Source organism: Dyadobacter jiangsuensis, assembly GCF_003014695.1.
Classification (GTDB): domain Bacteria; phylum Bacteroidota; class Bacteroidia; order Cytophagales; family Spirosomataceae; genus Dyadobacter; species Dyadobacter jiangsuensis.
Genome location: NZ_PYAS01000001.1, coordinates 106947 through 129286, shown reverse-complemented (window position 1 = coordinate 129286; position 22340 = coordinate 106947). Strand labels below are relative to the sequence as shown.

Annotated in this window: 14 protein-coding genes; 7 read left to right on the top strand and 7 right to left on the bottom strand. The window is 50.6% G+C overall.

Going from position 1 to position 22340, the window contains the following annotated elements; genetic code table 11:
- The first annotated feature begins 297 nt into the window (after nucleotides 1–297).
- The 3 genes from CLV60_RS00480 to CLV60_RS00470 all read left to right on the top strand — a co-directional run bounded on the left by CLV60_RS00480 (nucleotide 298) and on the right by CLV60_RS00470 (nucleotide 5842).
- Nucleotides 298–1788, top strand: coding sequence for a choice-of-anchor E domain-containing protein (locus CLV60_RS00480; protein WP_106593430.1), 1491 nt, complete (start codon nucleotides 298–300; stop codon nucleotides 1786–1788).
- A gap of 208 nt (nucleotides 1789–1996) precedes the next feature.
- Nucleotides 1997–2572 (top strand): hypothetical protein, encoded by a 576-nt coding sequence (locus tag CLV60_RS00475; protein ID WP_146151496.1) that lies wholly within the window; start codon nucleotides 1997–1999, stop codon nucleotides 2570–2572.
- Between the two features lie 279 nt (nucleotides 2573–2851).
- Complete coding sequence (locus tag CLV60_RS00470) at nucleotides 2852–5842, top strand: T9SS type A sorting domain-containing protein (protein WP_106593428.1); 2991 nt, start codon at nucleotides 2852–2854, stop codon at nucleotides 5840–5842.
- A gap of 80 nt (nucleotides 5843–5922) precedes the next feature.
- On the opposite strand, the gene CLV60_RS00465 is transcribed toward CLV60_RS00470, so the two are convergent.
- Both CLV60_RS00465 and CLV60_RS00460 read right to left on the bottom strand, forming a co-directional pair.
- The gene (locus tag CLV60_RS00465) at nucleotides 5923–6738 is read right to left on the bottom strand and encodes an SDR family NAD(P)-dependent oxidoreductase (protein WP_106593427.1); all 816 of its coding nucleotides are present in this window, start codon (nucleotides 6736–6738) and stop codon (nucleotides 5923–5925) included.
- Nucleotides 6739–6820: 82 nt separating this feature from the next.
- Nucleotides 6821–7264: an SRPBCC family protein gene (locus tag CLV60_RS00460; RefSeq protein WP_106593426.1), complete on the bottom strand. Its 444-nt coding sequence runs from the start codon at nucleotides 7262–7264 to the stop codon at nucleotides 6821–6823.
- 123 nt (nucleotides 7265–7387) lie between these two features.
- On the opposite strand from CLV60_RS00460, the gene CLV60_RS00455 reads away from it, so the two are divergent.
- Nucleotides 7388–8413 carry a GlxA family transcriptional regulator gene (locus CLV60_RS00455; RefSeq protein WP_106593425.1) on the top strand — a complete coding sequence of 342 codons (1026 nt, stop codon included), beginning with the start codon at nucleotides 7388–7390 and terminating at the stop codon, nucleotides 8411–8413.
- A gap of 21 nt (nucleotides 8414–8434) precedes the next feature.
- Nucleotides 8435–10435, top strand: a complete 2001-nt coding sequence (locus tag CLV60_RS00450) for a PAS domain-containing sensor histidine kinase (RefSeq protein WP_106593424.1) — start codon at nucleotides 8435–8437, stop codon at nucleotides 10433–10435.
- A gap of 27 nt (nucleotides 10436–10462) precedes the next feature.
- Here the strand turns inward: CLV60_RS00450 and CLV60_RS00445 are convergent, their stop codons facing one another.
- The 5 genes from CLV60_RS00445 to CLV60_RS00425 all read right to left on the bottom strand — a co-directional run bounded on the left by CLV60_RS00445 (nucleotide 10463) and on the right by CLV60_RS00425 (nucleotide 19794).
- Nucleotides 10463–12538, bottom strand: a complete 2076-nt coding sequence (locus CLV60_RS00445; RefSeq protein ID WP_106593423.1) for a copper-translocating P-type ATPase — start codon at nucleotides 12536–12538, stop codon at nucleotides 10463–10465.
- A 125-nt stretch (nucleotides 12539–12663) separates the two neighbouring features.
- The gene (locus CLV60_RS00440) at nucleotides 12664–13611 is read right to left on the bottom strand and encodes a DUF6807 domain-containing protein (protein ID WP_170118671.1); all 948 of its coding nucleotides are present in this window, start codon (nucleotides 13609–13611) and stop codon (nucleotides 12664–12666) included.
- 78 nt (nucleotides 13612–13689) lie between these two features.
- Complete coding sequence (locus CLV60_RS00435; RefSeq protein WP_106593421.1) at nucleotides 13690–15003, bottom strand: Gfo/Idh/MocA family protein; 1314 nt, start codon at nucleotides 15001–15003, stop codon at nucleotides 13690–13692.
- Nucleotides 15004–15018: 15 nt separating this feature from the next.
- Complete coding sequence (locus CLV60_RS00430) at nucleotides 15019–16581, bottom strand: SusD/RagB family nutrient-binding outer membrane lipoprotein (RefSeq protein ID WP_106593420.1); 1563 nt, start codon at nucleotides 16579–16581, stop codon at nucleotides 15019–15021.
- A 27-nt stretch (nucleotides 16582–16608) separates the two neighbouring features.
- The gene (locus tag CLV60_RS00425) at nucleotides 16609–19794 is read right to left on the bottom strand and encodes a SusC/RagA family TonB-linked outer membrane protein (RefSeq protein ID WP_106593419.1); all 3186 of its coding nucleotides are present in this window, start codon (nucleotides 19792–19794) and stop codon (nucleotides 16609–16611) included.
- A 290-nt stretch (nucleotides 19795–20084) separates the two neighbouring features.
- Between CLV60_RS00425 and CLV60_RS00420 the strand changes: the two genes are divergently transcribed.
- Entirely contained in the window at nucleotides 20085–21161 is a 1077-nt protein-coding gene (locus CLV60_RS00420) for a dihydrodipicolinate synthase family protein (protein WP_211302167.1), read from the top strand.
- An 86-nt stretch (nucleotides 21162–21247) separates the two neighbouring features.
- On the top strand, nucleotides 21248–22282 hold the full coding sequence (locus tag CLV60_RS00415) for a thiamine-phosphate kinase (RefSeq protein ID WP_106593418.1): 1035 nt from the start codon (nucleotides 21248–21250) through the stop codon (nucleotides 22280–22282).
- Nucleotides 22283–22340: the final 58 nt, after the last annotated feature.

Below are 22340 nucleotides of genomic sequence, written 5' to 3'. Positions count from 1 at the left end.
AAAATAAACAGGTTCGAGAAAATTCGAATTAATTCCTACTACACCTAGAATACATTCTAATCGATTGGTATTATCCAAGATACTCAATTAAATATACAATAAAAATTATGTAACCGGGTGTATAAATACCTTCAAATAGGTATTTATGATGCTTTTTGGCAAAGTAATTTTGATGCACCGAAACACTACCAATAAGGCTGCACAAAATAATTAGTTTATCCCACCATAAAATAAACTGTTCCAAATACAGGCTATTCCAATAATTCAAATTACCAATCCACAAAACTTAAAACACCAATGCTAAAAACATTTACGTTCACGTTGGCATGCCTTTCTTTTTCGGCGGCCTCGATGGCTCAGACAGTTCCACCACTGACAAGCAATATCAACGGGACTGTCTGGCAGGAAGCCAAACCCTACGATGGAATACGAGCGGCTTCTGAACAGAAGGTCGCCGGGATTCTCGTAAACCTGCTGGATGCGGGGTCATTCGAGGTAGTTGCATCGGCTTTGAGTAATGCGTCCGGCGAATTCTCTCTTAAAGCCAATGCCGGAACTTACATCATCGAGTACATCTACCCTTCCGACGGATTTGCACCTACCACACAGCGGGTAGGCTCGGATAACACCGTCAGCAGCGCGGCCGACGATTCTAACTATTCGCCCGAATTCACGATTGGCGACAACGAAACGATCAACGAATTCGGACTTGGATTAACTCCCAAAGCCAATACGATCACCTACTGTACGCAAAAAGAATCGGTTGTCACAGAATGGTCCCAGGCCCTGCTGCTCCCCAAATCGACCGTAGCACCTATCCCACTGAATGTCAAACTATTCGCGGCAGAATCGGTATACCACCCGTTAATCGGAATAGAAAACACGGGTACTGCCAACGCTTACAGCATTACAACGGCCGGGAAGGTTACCATGACGATGCCCATCAATCCGCCGTCGTTCGTGATGAACAGCGATGTGACCATTAACGGCGCATTGGCCGATTATGACGGCCAGGAGGATTATGATGGCGCTTCCGGGGCGACTTTTTATAACCGGGCCTCCTTTGCTTACGGGTATCCGGCCCGCAACACCAGTTCCCAGAGCATTATCAACGCCAACTTTGTAGGTTCGGCCGGGGACACGTTCTCGATTCCGACTACCGCGCAAAGCAGCGTGGCGTTTACCGGATCGGGAAATCTAAAAACCTCCGTTCAAACCTACGTGAGCGCGGGAGCCTGCGTCGTGTATACTTATGCCGAGGGCGCATTGCCCGTCACGCTGGCATCGTTCGGGGCTGCGACGGAAGGTAAAGTCACCAACCTGAATTGGACTACGACCGAGGAAACAGGCAGCCGCGAGTTTGAAATTCAGCGCAGTACCGACGGCAAATCCTGGTCCGCAATAGGCACCGTCGAGGCCAAAGGCACTACCAAGCAGACCAACCACTACTATTTCACCGATTCAAGCCCGCGCGGGGGACAAAATTTATATCGCCTGAAAATGATTGATCTGGATGGAACTTTTGCATTCAGCAGCATCAAGGCTGTAAAGTTCGGCATGACCCTGAACGTCTATCCCAACCCGGCGGCTGATGAATTGCATGTCAGTACAGCATCCTCGCCTGCCTCTCTCAAAATATCGATTTACAAACACTCAGGGCAGCTTGTTAAAGAAGTAGTGGGGAAAAGCGTCATCGATGTGAGCATGCTACCAAAGGGGATTTACCTGGTAAGTGCCCGGGATGCGGACGGAGAACAAGGCATTTCCAACCTGTTGATCACCCGATAACCCGCCACTACTCAACAGTCATATGCTGTGAAACGCCCCATTTGCAGGCAATGATTCGATAAGGGGCGATCGCAAACGCTTTCACACACTTACGTTGAGTAATAGAACAAACGCCTTCCTGGATTGGGAAGGCGTTTTTTGTAATCTGCCTGCTGCGAATTTTAGCACTCGTAACCAAAAGGCAATATATTTGATGAAACGCAATGCTATGATTCTCTCCAACCGCCTTGACTTAATCCAGAAGTCTCTCTCAGATTTGGCCGCAACTCATAACCTGTTCGTTCCGGCACCGGACTCGCAATTTATGCGCAGGAGCTGCTACCACAACGTGTTTGCATCCGTGGAAACCATTCTTTGGCTGCACAGACAAATATGCTGTGACCGACTGCTGCCGGACTCGGAAAGCAAATTCTGGGCAGGTGAACTTGCATTGCTGCGCGGTGAATCCTACGAGTTCGACGGGATCAACGGTGCAAGAATTGTCCCTCACCACATGAGCATTATCGACAGCACCCGCTTCACGTTCCGCATGGTGGGTAAGCTTGTTGAAAAAGATTTGGAAGCCGCATTCAATCAGCCCGACTGGCTGAATTTTCGCAACGCCGTATCCACAAAAAGCCGCCTTTCCCACCCCCGGAATCAGGAACTATTAAACGTGTCCGAACAGGATCTCAAAGATCTGGATGACGGGCTCAAATGGTTCACCCGGCAAGTTGGAGTGATCCACCAAATTCTGAAACGCATGGGGCGGAATCCGCAAACACGCGTAAAAAACATGAACTAAGAGGAAGGCCTGCCGGCATATATCCTAAAAGTTCATGATCAGACAACCGATCTATCTTGAAGATTTCGGCAAAACAAAAACAGTATTTAAATCAGTTTTTGCGGAATAGCCAGACAGACCAAACAAACGATTTTACAATTCCAATCAGAATCTCAATCAGCGCTAAGCAATTAAATATTAACCACTTAACAGTAGTTCTTTGTAAACAGCCGGTTTATTAACTAGTAATTGCTAGTTAGTTTAAAAATCCATTGTTAATAACATTAATTTTTAACGGCTATGAAAAAATTAACTACTCTCCTAACCTTTCTATTGATGTCGCTCGGCATCGCAAATGCCCAAACCTGCGGAGTGGGTGGTCTTACTTTTAATAACCAGGCCAGCATTGATAATTTCAATACAAATAATCCGGGCTGTACCCAAATTGCAGGGCCGGTAACGATTTCGGGGTCAGATATTGTTAATCTTAATGGCTTATCGGCCATTACTTCTATTACCGGTGATCTTACAATCAATAATAATCCGCTATTAACGAATTTGACAGGCCTTTCCGGACTGACCGAGATCGTGCTGGACCCTGACTTTTCAGGAGGGCAGCTTATGATCACCAACAATCCCGCATTGGTGAACCTGACCGGCCTGAATAACCTCAAAAGCATTGCAGCATTCTTTACGATCAGCCAATGTAATGCATTGACGAGCGTAACAGGGTTGGAGTCACTGGAAACCGTCGGCTACGCAATGGCCGTATCAGGTTGTACCCTGCTGACTGACCTGGATGGGTTCGACTCGATCACATCCATGGGAGGCCTTTCAATTAGTGCCGATGCGGGCCTGACGAGCCTGAACGGGCTGGAATCGCTCACCTCCCTCGGTGCTTTCTGGGACTACAAAGGCATCTCGAATTACAATGCGCTCAGCTCCATTACCGCTTTGCCGATAACGCTTCGGGTAACCGGAAGTCATGGATTTAGCGGTCTCGAAAATGTTACCACGGTCGGAGAACTCACATTTATAGAATGTTCAAGCCTCAGCGGTTTGCCGAATTTGAAGACCGTTACCGGCACGCTCGGTATTACCAATAGCTCGATTACCACGCTGGTAGATCTTTATGCGATTGAAACTGTTGGCGGGTTGCTTATCATAAATAACCCAAACCTCACAAAATGCAACATCCAGAGCATCTGCCGCTTTTTGGTAAATGGCACGGGGCCTTTCGACGTATTCAACAATGGCCCGGATTGTAATTACACAGGAATTTCCTCGTCGCCAACCTGCCAGGGAGTAGCGGCACCGACGGATATCGTTAATTTACAGGGCACCAAAACAGGTACGCAGATCCAGCTCACCTGGCAAACGACTTCCGAAAACGCCGTAAAAGGTTTTTCTATTGAGCGGGGCACGACACCATTTGCATTTACAGCCATTGGATTTGTGAATAGCCATGGCGATTCACCCAATCCGCAGAATTACAATTACGATGATACAGCACCCGGATATCAGAATTACTATCGGGTAAAAGAAGAAAAACTGAATGGCGATATTTCGTTCTCGGACATCATTTTTGTGGAAGGTCCCGCGCCATTATGCCCGCCAGGAGGTGTCAGTTTCTCTACACAGGCCAGCATTGATAACTTTGGTATTACCTTTCCGGGCTGTACTTCAATCACCGGTGGAGTCACTATTCGCGGGAATGATATTACTAATCTGAATGGCCTTTCCGCTATCACCACCATCAAAGGCAATTTATTTATCGGCTCCTCTCCGCTGCTTCAAAACTTGAATGGATTGAGCGGATTAACGACCGTTCAATTTGATACGACGGTTCTTTTCTGGGACTTTGAAACAGGGCATATTTTTATTGAAAAGCTTCCTCAACTTACCAACTTAACAGGCCTGACAGCATTGAATTCTGTTGATGGGAATTTCTCCATCACAGACGCCGTTGCACTGACTTCGCTTACGGGTGCGACCAACCTTGCCCATATCGGGAATACCCTTGCTTTAAGCAATACCAAACTGGTTAATTTAAATGGGCTGCCCAACCTGGATTTTTACCGGGGTATTTCACTGGCCTTCAATCCGGACCTGGTAAGCCTGGCAGGCCTCCCGGATACGGATACGCTATATTATATCCGGTTCCTCGCCAATCCTAAATTGAGCGACATCAGCACCCTGAATATGGTTAAATACATCCATCAGATTCTTGTCAGCAACAATCCCAGTCTGCTGGATTTATCGGGACTGGGTTCGGTCAACGAAATATGGGCATTTTGGCTTGACTCAGGCGGCCTGCTAAGCCTCAACGGATTGTCATCGCTTACTACCATCCGTTACGGCCTGTTTATTTCAGGCCCGATAAGCAGCCTGGAAGGGTTGGGAACGGTGACTAGTTTTGGAGAACTTTCCGTGAGCAATGGGACATTACAAAATTTCATCGGGTTGAACCCCGCCGCGAAGATTAAAAGGCTTAGCATCAGCGCCAATTCCGTGACCAGTCTAAGCGGGTTGAATGGCATTACTTCAATCGAAAAAATTAACATAACCGGCGACGGGCTAACAAGTTTATCCGGACTTGACGACGTCGATCCTGAGGGCATTACCGAGTTAACTATCTTATACGCGCTAAGTCTCACGGATTGCAGCGTAAAAAGTGTTTGCTTTTACCTGGCCGACCCGACCAATACTGCCAACATTGCCAGTAATGGCCTTGGCTGCGCTTCCAGGCCTGCCATTGTCAATTCAGAAACGTGCCTTGCGATCATGCCGGTTGATCTCGTCAGTTTTGAAGGGCGAAACACTTCCGAGGGAAATCGGTTGACCTGGAAAACCGCTTCGGAAATCCAAAACAAAGGTTTCGAAATTGAGCGCAGCGAGGATGCGGTCGTTTTTGAAAAGATCGGTTTTGTGGAAGGGAATGCGGATTCAAAAGTGGCCAATACCTATTCATTCCACGATCCCCACCCTGCTGCCGTTACCTATTACCGGCTCAAACAACTGGATTTCGACGGCGCATTCGAATACTCTAAAATCATTGCTGTCCGGGATGGCAACAGCATGGTAAAAGTGTATCCCAATCCGTCACGCGGCAGGCTTCACATTGTGAGCAAAAACAGGAACCAGCCCTATTTCATCAGGAATTCACAGGGCATTTCCGTTCTTGAATCTTCCGTACTCCCAACAAAGCCTTTGGATACGAGCTCCTTACAAAACGGGCTTTACCTTCTGAGTGTTGGCAATGACGTATTTAAAGTGGTAGTTCAAAACTGATAATCGCCCGAACCGGCACCTCATACACGCCAAAGTGGCCGAGCGGAGCGCGGCAATCGACACGAGCTCCGGCCCCCGTCTCAGTCGACGATGGCGCCGCATGAGACGTTCACTATGGCTGCCGTCATGGCGCCGGCGCGATCCGAAGCCAGAAACGCAGCCGTCTCGGCAACTTCGGAGAGCATCGGCAAACGTTTTAGCATGGTGCCCTGGGCCATAGGAGAACCGGGCAGCCATTCTGCTACCGACTGCTCGCCACCGGCCTCTTTGTATGATGCCTGTGTTGCGAAAACATCTTTGGTGTAGGAACCCGCCGCAGGCGCATCCGCGATGGCATGCGACCGTATACAAACAACTCTGATATTCTCCGGTGCGAGTTCAGCTGCCAATACTCTTGAAAAAGCTTCCGTTCCGGCGCAGGCGACACAATGGCCCAGGACGCCGGGCGCGGCCATCTTGGAGCCCGGTGTAGAAATGGTCAGTATCACACCGGGGTGCTTACCCCCCATATGCCGTGCAACCGCTTTGCTGGTGATAAACAGCGTTCGAAGGAATCCGTCAACCGGCAACATAAAATCCTCCAACGACAAATCCCTCAGCATTGTCCCCTGGTCGTGCACGACGCTAACCGCGTTGAACGCAATGTCGATATGCCCGGTTTTGGCCGCGATGGCATCCGCATGTGCTTGTACCGCCTGTTGGTCAAACGCATCGAGCACCGCAGTTTCGACTACCCCACCCATTGCGGCAATGTCGGCAGCTACTACATCGAGCCGGGATTGCGTCCTGCCGCAAATGAACACATTCGCTCCTTCTCTTGCGAATACCCTCGCTACGGCTCCGCCAATGGCGCCACCGCCTCCGTAAATCACCGCATTCTTGTTTCTTAGTAACATCGTTATCTTATCAGGTTTTATGATCATGCATGAATTTCACGCCGCTCGGCGAAGTATTTCCGAAGCGTTGCGGTTAGGATCTTTAATAGGGATAATCAGGCGTGCCCACGCCGGTAGTTATCAGATTTTTCAAGCTGATCTGAACATAACCGGTCCAGCCTTTTGAGCAGCCGGCAAAGCAGGAAAATTGAGGTACCAGACCGAAATGGGTAAACCGTAATTGGGTCTGTCGGCCTTCCCGGGATATTTCGAAACCAAGAGTTGTACCTGTCCATTCGTGCTTGTCTTCATTCCAGGGCATATAGCTGCCGGTAACCTGCCATACGACTTTTTCGGCAGGAACCGTTTCGATGATCCTGAGCGCCCACCAGTGTTGGCCGAAATCTACCATAAATTCATCGTGCAGCAGGACACTATCTCCCTTTGCTGCTTTCGACCACCATTCCCGAACTTTGTTAATGGCGTCAAACACTTCCACCGGTGACTCATCCACCAGAACCGTTGTGCTGAAATTTTCTCCTTTCATCGCGTGTATTTTAGTTTGTTCACAAAAGTAGTTGCGATTCAGGCACCCCATGATTGGGGAATTCAGACATTCTGACGGGTGGATTTGGACAAACAAATCCAGTAACTTTGTATAAAAAATCCCATGAAACATATCACTATACTTGCTCCTGACGGGCAAACAAGTATGTCCACGGTAGCATGCATTGTGGGCGCGAACCAAATGCTGACCGAAGCCAACTCCTATCAAAAAGCCGCGGGAAGCAACCTGGCTCACAGGATTGAAATTGTGGGAATGGATGAACAAGTAAACCTGGGCAGCGGATTACTGACCATCAAAACACATGCAACCATCCACCAATTGTCCAAAACTGACCTGATCCTGATACCCGCCGTGCCCGAGAGTTATGACAAGACCCTGGAAGGAAACAGGTTGCTAACCGAGTGGATTGTGCAGCAATATAAAGCGGGAGCCGAAGTCGCTGCCATGTGCAGCGGCGCGTTCATGCTCGCATCAACGGGGCTTCTCGAGAGCAGGAAATGTTCGACGCACTGGCGATTTGCCGAAACGTTCCGGTCCCGGTTCCCAAATGTTGACCTGCAAACCGACATGCTGATCACCGATGAGCACGGTATCTACACAAACGGCGGAGGTTATTCATTTCTGAACCTAATGATCTTCCTGATCGAAAAATACTTTGACCGGCAGACCGCTATTTACTGTTCGAAAGTGTTCCAGGTCGAGATCGACAGGCAAAGTCAATCCGCATTCAGCATTTTCAGCGGCCAGAAACTGCACGGTGATGAGGTAGTCCGTCAGGCTCAGGCCTATATCGAAAGCAAATTGGATGAGCGTATTTCCATGGAAGCCCTCTCGGCCCGGTTTGCGGTTGGAAGAAGGAATTTTGACCGGAGGTTTGTCAAGGCGACCGGAAATACGCCCACCGAATACGCTCAGCGGGTCAAAATCGAGTCGGCCAAAAAGGCCTTTGAAACGACCCGAAAAACGATCTACGAGGTGATGTACGAGGTCGGATACTCCGACTTAAAAGCATTTCGCGAGTTATTCAGGCGACTTACCGGGCTGTCGCCGCTGGAATATCGGACCAAGTACAACAAGGATGTCAAATCTGCTGGCACGGGTTTTAATACAATCTTCAACAGAAACTGACTAAACGGGGCACATCCTTCTATGAACAGTGGAACACCATTAAGTTGGCATAACAATCTACCGGAAAAACTTGATATTGACTTTGCTTTGCAGGTAAGCCGATTGGGCGTCTGGGAGCTGGATCCCAAAACTTATAATGTCCGGTGGGATGATCGCTGCCGGGAGCTTTTTGGGATGACCAAGGATAATTCTCTGTCATACGAAAAAGCATTGCAATACATCCACCCCGAAGATGTAGACAGGATTCGTCAGGCCGTCAGCCTGGCGATAGAACCAGGATCAGATCGTTTATACGACGAAACTTACCGCACCATTGGCGCCGACGACGGCAAACTGCGATGGGTACGTTTCTACGGTCGGACTTACCTGTCGGCTGAGGGCGACGTTTACCGTTTTGCGGGTGTCGCTCATGAAGTAACCGAGCAAAAAACTGCGGAGCAAAGGGAAGATGCGGTGCGCGACCGCGCCGAAAGGCAGAAACGCATATTGGAGACTATTTCGGCCAGTACCCCTGACCTGATGTATGTTTTTGATTTAAACTACCGCTTCACCTACGCCAACCAGGCTTTGTTAAGCATGTGGGGAACCAGCTGGGAGGATTCGATCGGGAAATCCCTTCTGGAAATCGGCTATGAGCCATGGCATGCTCAAATGCATGAACGGGAGATCGACCAGGTAATCGCCACCAAAAAATCGATAAGGGGTGAAGTATCGTTCCCGCATGCTACACTCGGTCGGCGAATTTACGATTATGTATTCTCTCCTGTGTTGAATGAGGAGGGAGAAGTAGAAGCCGTAGCAGGAACCACCCGTGACGTTACGGATCTGATCACTGCCAGGAAGTCGCTGGAAGAAAATGAGGCCGCGCTAAGTACGGCAATCGAAGTGGCCGAACTGGGGACCTGGAAGATCGACATTCTGAATCAAGTTGCGGTATTCTCACAGCGTGTAGCTGACTGGCTGGGCCTGGATACCGCCACCGTACACCTCGATACGTTTCTTGCATGCATTCAGGAGGGCGACCGGGAGCGTATTCGGGCCAGTTTTTCTGGTGCGGAAAAATTACCCGCGGGCAAGCACTATGATGAAACATACACCGTGATCAACGCAAAGGACGGGCACCGCAGGATCGTCCATGCAATGGGACGGGTCTATTTCGACAGCGATGGGCAGGCTGTGAAATTGGAGGGGAGCGCGCAGGACATTACCGCCGAGCGGGCACTCACATTGCTATTGGAGCAGCAAGTCCAACAGAGGACCTACGAGCTCGAACGGGCAAATGAGTCGCTCTTACGGTCCAACGACAACTTACAAAACTTTGCCTATGTAGCCTCGCACGATTTACAGGAACCGCTTCGGAAGATCCAGCAGTTTGGAAATCTGCTCACTGCCCGGCAAACGACTTTTTCCGAAACTGAATTGACGTACATCGAGCGGATGAGATCAGCAGCCAGCCGGATGAGCACTCTGATCAACGATTTGCTCACTTTCGCCAGCATATCGACTCCGGAACTGGTTACGGAAACGGTGGATTTGAACGCCGTTATGGAAACTGTGCTAAACACCCTGGAAATGTCGATCGCCGAATCGAAGGCTCGCATAGAGGTTGCGTACCTGCCCCAGGTTACGGGTAATGCATCGCAGCTCGTACAGCTATTTCAAAATTTGGTCGGCAACGCGGTCAAGTTCCGGCGAGCGTCGGTGGACTGCGAGATCCGCATTACCGTACAGACCGTGGAATCCCCTCAGTTGACGGCATTCAACACGAGGACCCAGGATTGCGCTTTCTACCACCAGATCGACGTCACAGACAATGGCATCGGTTTCGACGAAATTTACCTCGGCCGCATTTTTCAGGTCTTTCAGCGCTTGCATGGCAAAAGTGAATTTCCAGGCACAGGTATCGGGCTCGCTATCTGCCAGCGCGTCGTCGCAAATCATGGAGGTGCAATCAGCGCCAGGAGCCGGCTTGATGAAGGGAGTACATTTTCTGTATTTTTTCCGGCATGGGGATGCAGTTAGACAACGCTACCGGAGAAACCGTTAGCCTCACCTCGTCTGCCTTACCCGCAAGAGCTTTGCGTTGATCGCGACCACGATCGTCGATGCGCTCATCAGCACCGCTCCCATTGCGGGGCTTAACATAAAGGATGGATACAACAAACCAGCCGCCAAAGGGATCGCTACCACGTTATAACCTATTGCCCAAACCAGATTCTGCACCATTTTCCGATAGGTGGCCCTGCCGAATGTTATCATCTGAACCACATCCATCGGATCACTATTTACGAGAATTATATCAGCCGTTTCCGCCGCTACGTCGGTTCCGGACCCTACCGCAATACCTACATCTGCCTGTGCAAGTGCTGGCGCGTCGTTTACACCATCACCCGTCATGGCAACAATTTCTCCCTTTTGTTGAAACTCCTTGACTTTGTCCTGCTTCTGATGCGGCAGTACATTCGCGAGGTAGCCGTCCATGTTCAGCTTTTTGCTGACAGCCTCTGCAATTTTTTCATTGTCCCCGGTGAGGAGAAACGACCTGATGTTCATCCTCTTCAATTCCAGGATGGCCTGTGCGGCACTCTCCCGGATGCTGTCTGCGAATGTGATCAGGCCGACCAGTACACCATCTACCAAAATGAAATTCACCGTGTCCGTGGCCTGATCGACTTCCCTGGGAATAACTGGCATGGGCTTATGCTCCTGACTGAAATAGTTGGGCCCGGCAGCGACGACCCTCTTCCCATTTACCAGGCCGCTCACTCCGACGCCTTGCATGTAGGTAAAATCGGTCGATTTCCAGAGTTCCAAGCCCTTTTTCTTCAACTCCCGCATGACGCCATGCGCGATATGATGCTCTGAGTTCTGTTGTATAGCAGCCGCATATTGCAAGATTTGATCGGGAGAAAGATCACTGCTGACAGGTATTACCTTTTTAATCTCATGTGAGCCTGTGGTAAGGGTGCCTGTCTTATCGAAAATGATCGTGGTGAGCTTGCGGGCGTTCTCAAATGCCGTACGATTCCTGATCAGGAGGCCGTGTGTAGCCGAAAGTGTTGTCGACACCGCTATGACCAACGGAATGGCAACTCCCAACGCGTGCGGGCAGGATGTTACCATCACGGTCACCATCCTTTCCAGAGCGAATGCAAGCGGCTGGCCACCTGTATACCATACGATAAAGGTAACCACACCCACCGTAATGGAAACCAGCGTGAGCCAGCCAGCCACCTTATCTGCCAGATTCTGCGTGTTCGACTTGGCACTCTGTGCCGTCTTCACCATATTGATTACCTTATTCAGATAGCTTTCGTCGCCGGTGCCGGTAACCTGGACTTTCAAAACACCGTCCCCGTTAATCGCGCCGCCAATTACTTTATCGTCCTTCTGCTTGCGGACAGGAACACTTTCTCCCGTAAGCATGCTTTCGTTCACATATGAGTTACCGTCGACAATCAAACCGTCGGCTGCTACCTTTTCACCCGGCTTTACCAACAAAACATCCCCTTTCGAAAGGTCTTGTAATGGAATATCGGTCATTTGCCCATGCCTTTCTACATGCACCACGGACGGCAGCAAAGCTACCAGCGATTCCAGAGCCCGCGAGGCAGCCATCTGCGACTTCATCTCCAACCAATGCCCAATCAGCATGATGTCGATCAATGTTGCCAGCTCCCAGAAAAAGTCCATCCCTTCGAGCCCGAATACGACCGCGACGCTATAAACATAGGCTGTTGTGATGGCAACGGCAACGAGCGTCATCATACCGGCAGTCCTGCTTTTCAATTCACCGACCAGGCCACTTAAAAATGGCCAACCTCCATAGAAGTACACGATGCTGCTAAGTACCAAAAGCACATATTGATCCCCAGCGAACCGCAGGTTGAAGCCGGCCCACTCCTGGATCATGTGGGACAACATCAGAATCGGTATTGTAATGAGCAGACAAATCCAGAACCTCGTGAGAAAGTCTGCGGTGTGATGCCCGGCATGTTTATCATGCCCGCCGTGATCAGCCTCCTCGCCTGCGTGCCGCGCGTGATGCCCGTTGGCGCCAGTCTTCATCAGATCTGAGTCCATCGGCTTCTTATCCGCATGATGAATGTGATAGTGGTGTTCCATAATCAATGATTCTTCATTCAAGCATATATAATCGGGGAAGCCACAAAGGTCAAATCTTGCGAAAAGGTTTTGCTACACAATTTCCATTATCTGTTATATAATTATTGAATTGCCTGATCCACACCTCAATTCGCACGCATTTTCAAATAGTCCTGATAGGCATTTTCAATATCAACTTTACCGGGTTTGCAATAAATCAGCACGCCATAACCCAAATGAAACTCCTGCCCCTTTTGGATTACCTCTGCGCTTTTCTGGCCTTTCGTCAGGGCTTCCCGGCCGAAGGCATTTGCGGCCATTAAACCGTAATCGCGGGTATGGAACCAGCTCGGACGAAAATTATCCGGGTCAGGCATGATGGCTACACCCACATATTTCGCGTCGACAGGTCCGCTGTAATCCACCCAGTTTGAAGCCTTTCCCCAGGTACCGGCTCCGTCTTTCAATCCTTCGGCATTGGTAATATGCCCTTTTCCATATTGTACGGTGAATTTGGTATTGACACGAACGCCGAGTCCCATTTCTTCCTGGTCACCAAAAATGATATCCCCTGAATCGGAAGAAAATGTACTGTTGATCAGCAAAAGCGTCCCGGAGGGGCGCACCAGGACCGTATATTTTGCAAGCTCTGCCAAAACCCTGTCCTTTCCATCGCTGCTCATGTAATAGTTGCGAACGACAAAAGTCCCTTTTCCCGGCCCGCCCTTTGGCTGCTCTACAAACATTTCATGCTCCACTTTTGCCTTCAACCGCCAGTAATCATAGCCGTTGATGTCGCCAAAACTGAGCCAAATACCGGGATGAAATGTCGAATGGTCCTTGGGGTCGCCTTCCTGAGGCGGGTAATTGCGGGTAACCTGAATACCGCAGGGCGACTTGACGTGTGCGAAATAGGGCCGCGTAATTTTCTCATCTTCATAAATATAACTGGCAAACGGCTTACCTCCTACCAGTATGGTCAGTGCTCCCGGCTTCTGTTCAAATGAAACAACCGGCAGTGAAGTATTTCCTTTTTTCGGCTTTTGTGAATACCCGGGAACGGCCAGCAAAAATGCGATGAGGCATCCGTTCATACAGGTTTGAAAGTATTTTAAAACAGTGGGATATTTTACCATGACCGGCGTTGAAGATTTCTGATTGAAGAATGTAGTTTAAGCTTTGTAGGGAAGTTCATAACCTTTCCGGTAGGTCCGGCCGAGTAATGCATTGGCTTGCTTATCCAGGCCGGGGCATTTGATTTCTTCCTTCAAAGGGTCATATTGAAGCGAGGATACGCCCAATCTGGTAGCGATATTGGCCAGCAGCGCCATGTTGGTGGCAACAGCGCCTCTTTCGATCGGGGCGTTGAGTTTGGCAGGGTTACCTTCGCGGACGGCAGTGATGAAATTGGGCATAATTGGCTCCACGTTCTCGGGGGCTTCTATTTTGATCTGCTCTTTACCTTTTGTGATGACAACGCCCGCACGGCCGAACTCCATTTTTCCCTCCGTACCATATGCCACGTTACCGTTGTCGTGCCCTTCCAGCGTGTAGGGCGTCCACAGCCGCATTTCCCAGATGATCTGGGTGTCGTCGTATTCGAAAACGGTGGTCTGCGTATCCGGCGTCTGGTGGTCGTCATCGTAAAAATACTGACCGCCGGATGCGACCACCCGCCGGGGATATTTGTCGCCCAGGGCCCATACGGCCACGTCGATCTGGTGAACGCCGTCATTGGCTGCATCGCCATTGCCATAATCCCAGAACCAACGCCAGTTATAATGCCAGCGGTTTTTGGTAAAAGGGACTTTCGGCGCAGCGCCAAGCCACATATCGTAATCCACGCCGGTGGGTGGAGCCTCTGCCGGCGCCCTGCCAATGGCTTCGCGGTACTGGTGATCAATGGCCTTGATGGTGTGTACCTTTCCGATCACACCATTACGCAGCTGCCTGATACCTTCCATATGTGCGCCGTTGCTCCGGCGTTGGGTGCCGTGCTGCACGCACTTGTTGAATGCCCGGGATGCCTTCACGAGCAGGTTGACTTCCCTGACATTGTGTGCGCATGGTTTCTCCACATACACATGCTTACCCGCCATCATCGCCCATAAGGCCATGGGGGTATGCCAGTGATCGGGCGTGGCAATGGACACCGAGTCGATGGATTTGTCCTGCAACAATTCCCTGAAGTCGGCGTACTTTTTGATCTTCTCCGCATTCGGCAAGTCCTTGACAGCCTTGCCAAGCTGTTCGGGATCAACGTCGCAAACCGCCACCAGGCTGCATCCTTCCATTTTACCGAAAGTCCTGGTATGGTTTCGCCCCATGCCGCCCGTGCCGATTACCGCATGGCGGACCATGTCGCTGGGAGGCGTTTTTGCCCAGCCCGAAGTAATATAGGGTGCAACAAACATGCCCACACCCGCTGTTTTGATGAAATTGCGCCGGGTCACTTCCGGCGCAATTGTTTTTGTTTTACTGTCCATTATCCTGTTTTATGACTACTGTTTGTCCCACCAAACCCTTGTTTTGAAATTGTCCGTCCCCTGCCGGGCCACCGCCGCATTGTAGTTGGCGGCATTCAATACCGGCTCATCCTCGGGGTAGCGCAGCCTGCGCGGGTAGGTCCCGTCGGTTTCGTTGCTCGGATAATTGATGGGCGTCAGCTTGGGGTAGCCGGAGCGGCGAACATTGGCGTACGCTTCAAGACCATTCATGAAACAAGCCGCCCAATACTGGGTGTTGATCTGTTCGTACGCCTTTTCCTTGTCGGCAATACCTACAAAAGGGTTAGCCGTGAGATAGGCGTTGATTTCCGTGTCCGTAATGACCGCCGATGCGTCGTATTTTGCCAGGTTCTTCATGGCTCCGGCAACCCCGCTTTTGTAGAGCGCCTCGGCGTCACCGCTTACCCATCCGCGAATCGCCGCTTCGGCCATCATCAGCTGAACCTCGCCATAGGTAAGGCCCATGCGCGGGCCGTCGAGTTTAGCGTAGACATCACGGTTAATGCCCGAATACTGGTGCTGATCTTTCGTATTGTCCCAACTTGAATGGCTCTTGATCGTTACCAGGTTGAACCCGTTGGGCATCCCTTTCTGAACAGCGGGGTCCGTGTTTTTCGTTGATGCTTTGGAAGGGTCCGAATAAACGGCTACCATGTATTTCAGGCGCGGATCGTTGCGGCTTTTCATGTAGTCGAAGATCGTTGAACTGATCTTCCCCGGTGATACGCCTGATACCGACAACGTCCAGCTTTCCCCATTCACCAGTGATTGATTCGCGCCGGTCTTGTCCGGAAACCTGACGTACGTATTATCATCGACGGACGTAAATACACCACCGGCAATGGCCTTTTTCACCCAGGTTTCGGCAGTTGCCGGTTCCACTTTCTGCAACCGCATTCCGAGCCGCAGCATCAGGGAGTAACCGAATTTTTTCCACTTCACCACATCACCCCCGTAAACAATGTCGGCTGTGACTGCTCCCTTCGATGCGTCCAGCTTGGCCGTGGCATCTTCCAGTTCGCTGAGCATCGTGTAATAGATATCCTTCTGGGTATCATATTTGGGCTTGTAGTTCTGCGCCGAAAAACCCTGGTTGGCCTCCGAATAAGGCACATCTCCGTACAGGTCCGTGAGGCGATGGTATATCACCGTTTTCCAGATCCTGGCCATATTGTGGAGATTGCTCAGCTCCGGCTTGTCCTTCGATAATTGAATGGCGTCTTCCAGCAGCTTGCTACCACCGTTCACCGCATTGAATGTGTTCTTCCAAAGGCTCTCGCTTCCGCCTTTGTTATACACATATTTATCACCAAAGAAATCGAATGTGCCCGCGTCGCTCAGCGTCGCGAAATGCTGAACGAAAGGCTCGGTATAATGCAGCGAAGCCCCGTCGTCACCCCTCGACGAAAACAGCTGTGCGGAGGTGAACAGGTAAGCCGGGCTGAACCCCTCGGCGGTAGCTGCATTGGGGTCTTTATTGAGTTGTTCAAAGTCGCCGTCGCAGCCCGACAGGAGCACTGTGCCGACAGCCAATAGAACGTTTACTATTTTTTTCATTTTAAACAGGTTTGATCCGTTCCCGATTTAGAATTTCAAATTCACATTAAAGCCGTAGCTTCTGGTTGGAGGTAATTGCGTCGATTCGATCCCCTGGTCGTTGCCCGCCGACAAATTTGTCTCCGGGTCGATCCCCGGCGTGTGTTTCATCAGGGTCTGAAGGTTTCTGCCGACCAGCGATACACTGGCGCCCTTCACAAAGCCGATCTTTTCATACAATGCACGCGGCAGGTTGTACGTCAATGACACATACCGGAGCTTGATAAAACTTGCATTGTACAGATAGTCGTCCAACGCGTCGCGGCGCCTTACGATAATATCGCGGTTATTAACCTGGGCAGCCGTCACCAGCACTTTGTTCTCCTCTCCCGTCTCGGTCACCCCGGGCAGTACCACGCCATTCGCGCGCCCGAGCAGCGAGCGCGGGGACATGCCGCGGTGTTCCAGGTTGTAGTTGGTATTGGAGTAAATCAATCCCCCGAACTTGCCGTCAACCTGGGCCGACAGCGTAAATGACTTGTAGCTGAATGTGTTGGTAATACCGGAAGTATACCGCTGAATGCCGGAACCAAATGCCTTCACGTCCGTAGGCACGATAGGCAGGCCTTTGGCGTCCATCACATCCCTGCCATTGGCATCGCGTTTGATGGTACGCCCGACGATCTGCGAATACTCCTCTCCCACCACTTGTTTCAGGAAAACCTTCGTGGCTGTACCGAGCAGGAACTCGTTGGTCGAATTGGAGATTTTCAGGATCTTGCTCTTGTTGTAAGCCACATTGAGCGAAACATCCCAACTGAAATCCTTCGTAGTGACGGGCCGAACGGTAAAGAGCATTTCGACGCCCCGGTTGCGAAGCTCTCCCACCGTCACCACCGCGCCGTTATAACCGGTAACCGACGAGACGGTCTCCGTAGTAATGTCGTTTTTGGTAGACCTGTTGTAAGCTGCCACGTCGATGCCCAGTTTGCCATTGAACAGGCGCAGGTCCAGACCCGCCTCTAATTCGTTCACGCTCAGCGGGCGAAGGTTTTTGTTGGGAACCACAGCCTGGTTGATCGTCCCCAGCGGTTTGCCGTCGTAGCTGTAAGGCAGCACCCCGTACGTGAGATTGAGCTGGTAAGGGTCTGTGGCTCCGCCCACCGATGCATACGACACCCTGAATTTTCCGAAACTGATAGCCTTGGGCATTTCGAACGCATCCGAGAATACGTAACTCAGACTGGCGGACGGATAGAAGTAGTTATTCGATTCAGGACTGAGGGTTGAGAACCAATCGTTCCTGCCCGTTACATTCAGAAACAGGTAGTTTTTGTAGGCCAATTCGGCGGTACCGAACAAGGAATTGATCTTATTATCCAAAATGCTGGTGGTCGTGTTCCGGACAGATGTGTTGTTTATCACTTCCAGGCGGGGCGTGATAATCCCCGACCCGCTGATGTTGGTACCATTGCTGTGCTGCGCCATCAGGTTGCCTCCCGCATTGACCACCAGGTTAAAATCCTTGTTCAGCGCTTTGTTAAGGCCGATCATCCCTTCGAAATTTCGCTCATAAAAGTTGGTCGTGATCTGGTCGATCTGGCCATTAGGGCGATAACCGGTGCCCTCAGGGACAATTTTGTTGATTTGATAGGAAAACATATCCTGCCCGACCTTCCCCTGCACAAACAGCCAGTCGGTAATGTTCCACCTCGCATTAATCGCCGCTATGAAGCGGTCCTTCTGCGTATTGTTTTTGATCTGATTGAGGGCGTAATAAGGGTTGGTAGCACCCAGGTCGGTGCCCAGCACTTTCTCCTTGAATGTTACGGGGTCGTACCCGGGAGCCAGCGCGCTGGTGGGCATGTTGCTGTTTACGAATAAGATTGTCCCCGCACTGTTGGCATTGTTCGTTTCGAGCACGTAACGGTTATCTACTTTTTCATTGATATAGTCTACATTGGCGCTGATCGCGATGTTTTTGGTGGCGTTCTGATTGATGCTCAGACTGACATTATCCCTGCGCATTTTCGCATTCGGAATGATGCCTTTGTTGCGCATATCCGTCACCGCGAGCCGGAAATTCCCCTTATCGCCGCCCCCGGTAAAGGCGATATTGTTGGAGGAAGTAAAGCCGTTGCCGTAGAAATCCTTCAAAACCTGGTCTTTGACGTACGAATAGGGCCTTTCCACGCCGTCTAGCTGCACGACCATCGATCCGTCGTAAGGGGCACCCCAGTGATTTTGCCCGTGCGCGGCAGCAACGCCTACACCCGACGGTTTCACGCCATTGTAGCCCTGGCCGTATTCCTTTTGCAGATCCCATATAAAGTACGGTACCTCCACGGTATTGTTGGTATTGAATTCGATACCGATGCCCTTATTCCCCTTCCCCGATTTGGTGGTGATGATGATAGCACCGTTTTTGGCCCTCGACCCATACAATGCCGCGGCTGCCGCTCCTTTGAGGACAGTCATATCTTCCACGTCGTCGGGGTTGATACTGGATATATTATCCCCCCAATCGGGATTGTCGCCCTGGGTCTTTCCGAACTTTGTATTGTTCATAGGGATCCCGTTGATGATAAAAAGCGGTGCATTGTCGCCTGTGAGTGAAGTATTGCCCCGGATCGTGATCCGGCTTGACCCCGCCGGCCCTGTCGCCGCCGCTGAAACATTCACCCCTGCGACTTTGCCGGCCAGCGAGTTACCGATATTGGTTTCCCTTGTCTTTGTAAATGCACTTCCCTCTACCTTCGTCACCGAATATCCCACCGCCTTGACCTCCTTCTTGATACCCAATGCCGTCACCACCACTTCGTCGAGTGATTTGGTATCCACCGCCAGTTTCACTTCCAGTACGGAACTGCTGCCGACCGTGATTTCCCGGGGCTGATATCCCACAAATGAAAATACCAGAACGGCATCGGGCCCTGGTGCTTCGATCGTAAAGTTCCCGTTCGCATCACTGCTCGTCCCCTGCTGGGTTCCTTTTACCAAAACATTTACACCCGGCAGCCCGTCGCCCTTCTCATCGGTGACTTTCCCCTTCACCGTTTGGAGCATTAGCAGCCTGCCGCTACTCCTGTTGCTGATGATATTAACCCTTGTGGATTCAAATGGCCCGGCCGCGCGGGTGGAGATCGACAAGCCCGCAAGGGCGATTAACAGGCAGCACCGCTTACAACAACTTGTAAAGCGGGTGCCATGTTCTGGTAAAACTTTTTGTTCCATGGACTTAATTGGGTTAAAGTTTCGAAAGGATCCACAAGACGCTTAGCACCTAAGTAATAGGTGGATACAACTACATGTACGGTTGCACGTTGCAATCAGGCCTCCGACCAGTCCAATTTTTTAGAAATAAATTCCAAAATAATTTCAGCACGACATCCCGAAATAGATTTACAGGCAGAAGTTTGCTTTCGGTAGGTGCTGCCAAAAAAATAATTGGACAAAAAGACTACCCATTTTGATATTTTCAAGTACTCCTTACATCACTGATTCACCTAAACCCTTAACATCCCATGAAAACCGAGAATAAAGTGAGCAGAAGGGATTTCCTGGAAAAAATGGCCCCGGCAGCATTGGGAATCGTGGCTGGCGGCGGGATTGTGCCATCCGCCCGGACACATAGCCACAGAAAGGGCCTAATATCCCCCCGGACGTTCGCGGCTGACGACAAAAAATTCGTCCCTGTCATGATCACCCCGTTCGGTACCGACCTGAAAATCGATTACGGCAATGTTTCCAGGGTCATCGACTTCTACCTCGCTGCTGGTGCAAAGGGGTTCTTCGCCAATTGCCTGAGCAGTGAAATGTATTTCCTGAACGACCAGGAACGGATTGACCTCACCAGACATGTAGTGAAGCACGTAAAAGGGAAAGTACCGGTGGTATCAACGGGCTCTTTTGGCGATTCCCTTGCGAACAAAGCGCTATTTGCCCAAAAAATTGAAGATACCGGCGTCGACGGCATTATCCTGATATCCAGTCATTTTGCCACGCAAAACGAAAGTGACGCGGTGCTGATGGAAAATTTCGAGCGTTTTTTTGCGCTTACCGGAAATATGAAATTAGGCACCTACGAATGCCCCTCGCCGTACAAACGGATCATTTCCACCGAGGTATTCAAGTTCCTTGTTTCCAACAAAAACATGGTCTACCACAAGGATACGACGGAAGATATCGGCAAAATCGAACAAAAGCTGGCAGTGTCCCAAGGCACCCAAATGGAGCTCTATAATGCACATTCCGCCACTGCCCTGAAATCGCTGCAAAAGGGCGGAAAAGGGATGTCGCCTATTTCCGGGAATTTCTACCCCGAAATACATACATGGCTATGCCAAAATGCCGACAACCCGGCCAAATCAGAAGATGCGAACTGGATACAGGCCGAAATTACCAGGATGGAACCGCTGATCTCCAAATTCTATCCGTTAAGCTCAAAGTATTTCCTTAAAAAGCGTGGCGTGCCCATGGAGCTCACATGCAGGGCGAACAGCAAAGTAATCCCTCCCGGGCAACAGCAGGTGCTGGACACGGCACACAGCACATTCCTCGGCTGGTGCGATCGCCTGGGGATAACGGCGGTAAACGGTTAGACCGGGCTGTGATTTAGCCACAAAATACCTATTTTACGGCCGCCTTCCGCGAACGGATTGATGTAATCGGAAGCAGCAAAAAGAACATGACCACAATCACTAACAAGGAAGCCGATATCATTCGCAAGGTCGCCGGGAACTTTGCCAGGCACCCCTCGCAGGTGAACCAATTGATGGAAGCCGATGCGGAAATCATTCAACGCAATGGCGAATACCTGGTTCTTAAAACCGATGGCATCCATGAAGAGATCAAAACAAAACTCTATGAAGATCCATACCTGATCGGCTGGATGGCCGTAACGGCGCCGATCAGCGATATTGCCGCAGTGGGCGCCGTCCCGGAGGGCATTCTGCTGTCATTGCAGCTACCGCTCGATGGCAACGACGATTGGTTGAAGAACATGCAGGCGGGCATCGGCGATGCTTGCCTCCGTTACAATAGTTATGTGCTCGGCGGAGATACCAATTTTTCCGACTCCGTTTCAATAAGCACGACTGTCGTTGCGCATATCAGATCCGGCAGCCCGCTGCTTCGCACGGGTATGAAGCCGGGAGAATGCTTGTACACCACATCGTTGTTGGGAACCGGCAATGCATTTGCCTACTCCCGTTTCTTCAATCAGGCACTTGAAGTCCGATTTCATCCCGTTGCCAGATTGACGGAGTCTAAAACCATACGCACGTATGCAACCGCATGCATAGATACAAGCGACGGACTGTTTCCGGCGCTCGCCGTTTTGTCGGAGCTGAATGGCGTAGGCTTCCATCTTGAAACGCCTTTAATCAAATTGTTGTCAGAAGAAGCCCGGTCGATACACCACCACGACGGGCTCCCCGAATGGATGCTGCTGGCCGGCCCGCACGGTGAATACGAATTACTCTTTACCGTCCCTTATGAAAAGCAAAATGACTTTGAAAAGGAATGCGAATCCGAAGGCTGGAAGCCGGTTTATCTGGGCAAGGTTACCGCTACGCCCCAGATCGATTTCGTTTCAGGCTCATTGCCAATACGTTGCGATTCGCATAGGGTTGCGAATTTGTTTTATGAATCAAACGGCGATATTTTGGCCTATTTGCAATTGTTGAAACAACAACATGAAAGTTGGGTTTCAAACAATTAATCGGGTAACCATGAAGCCTACACTGACCAATCCACACACGATAGGACCATAAATGAGC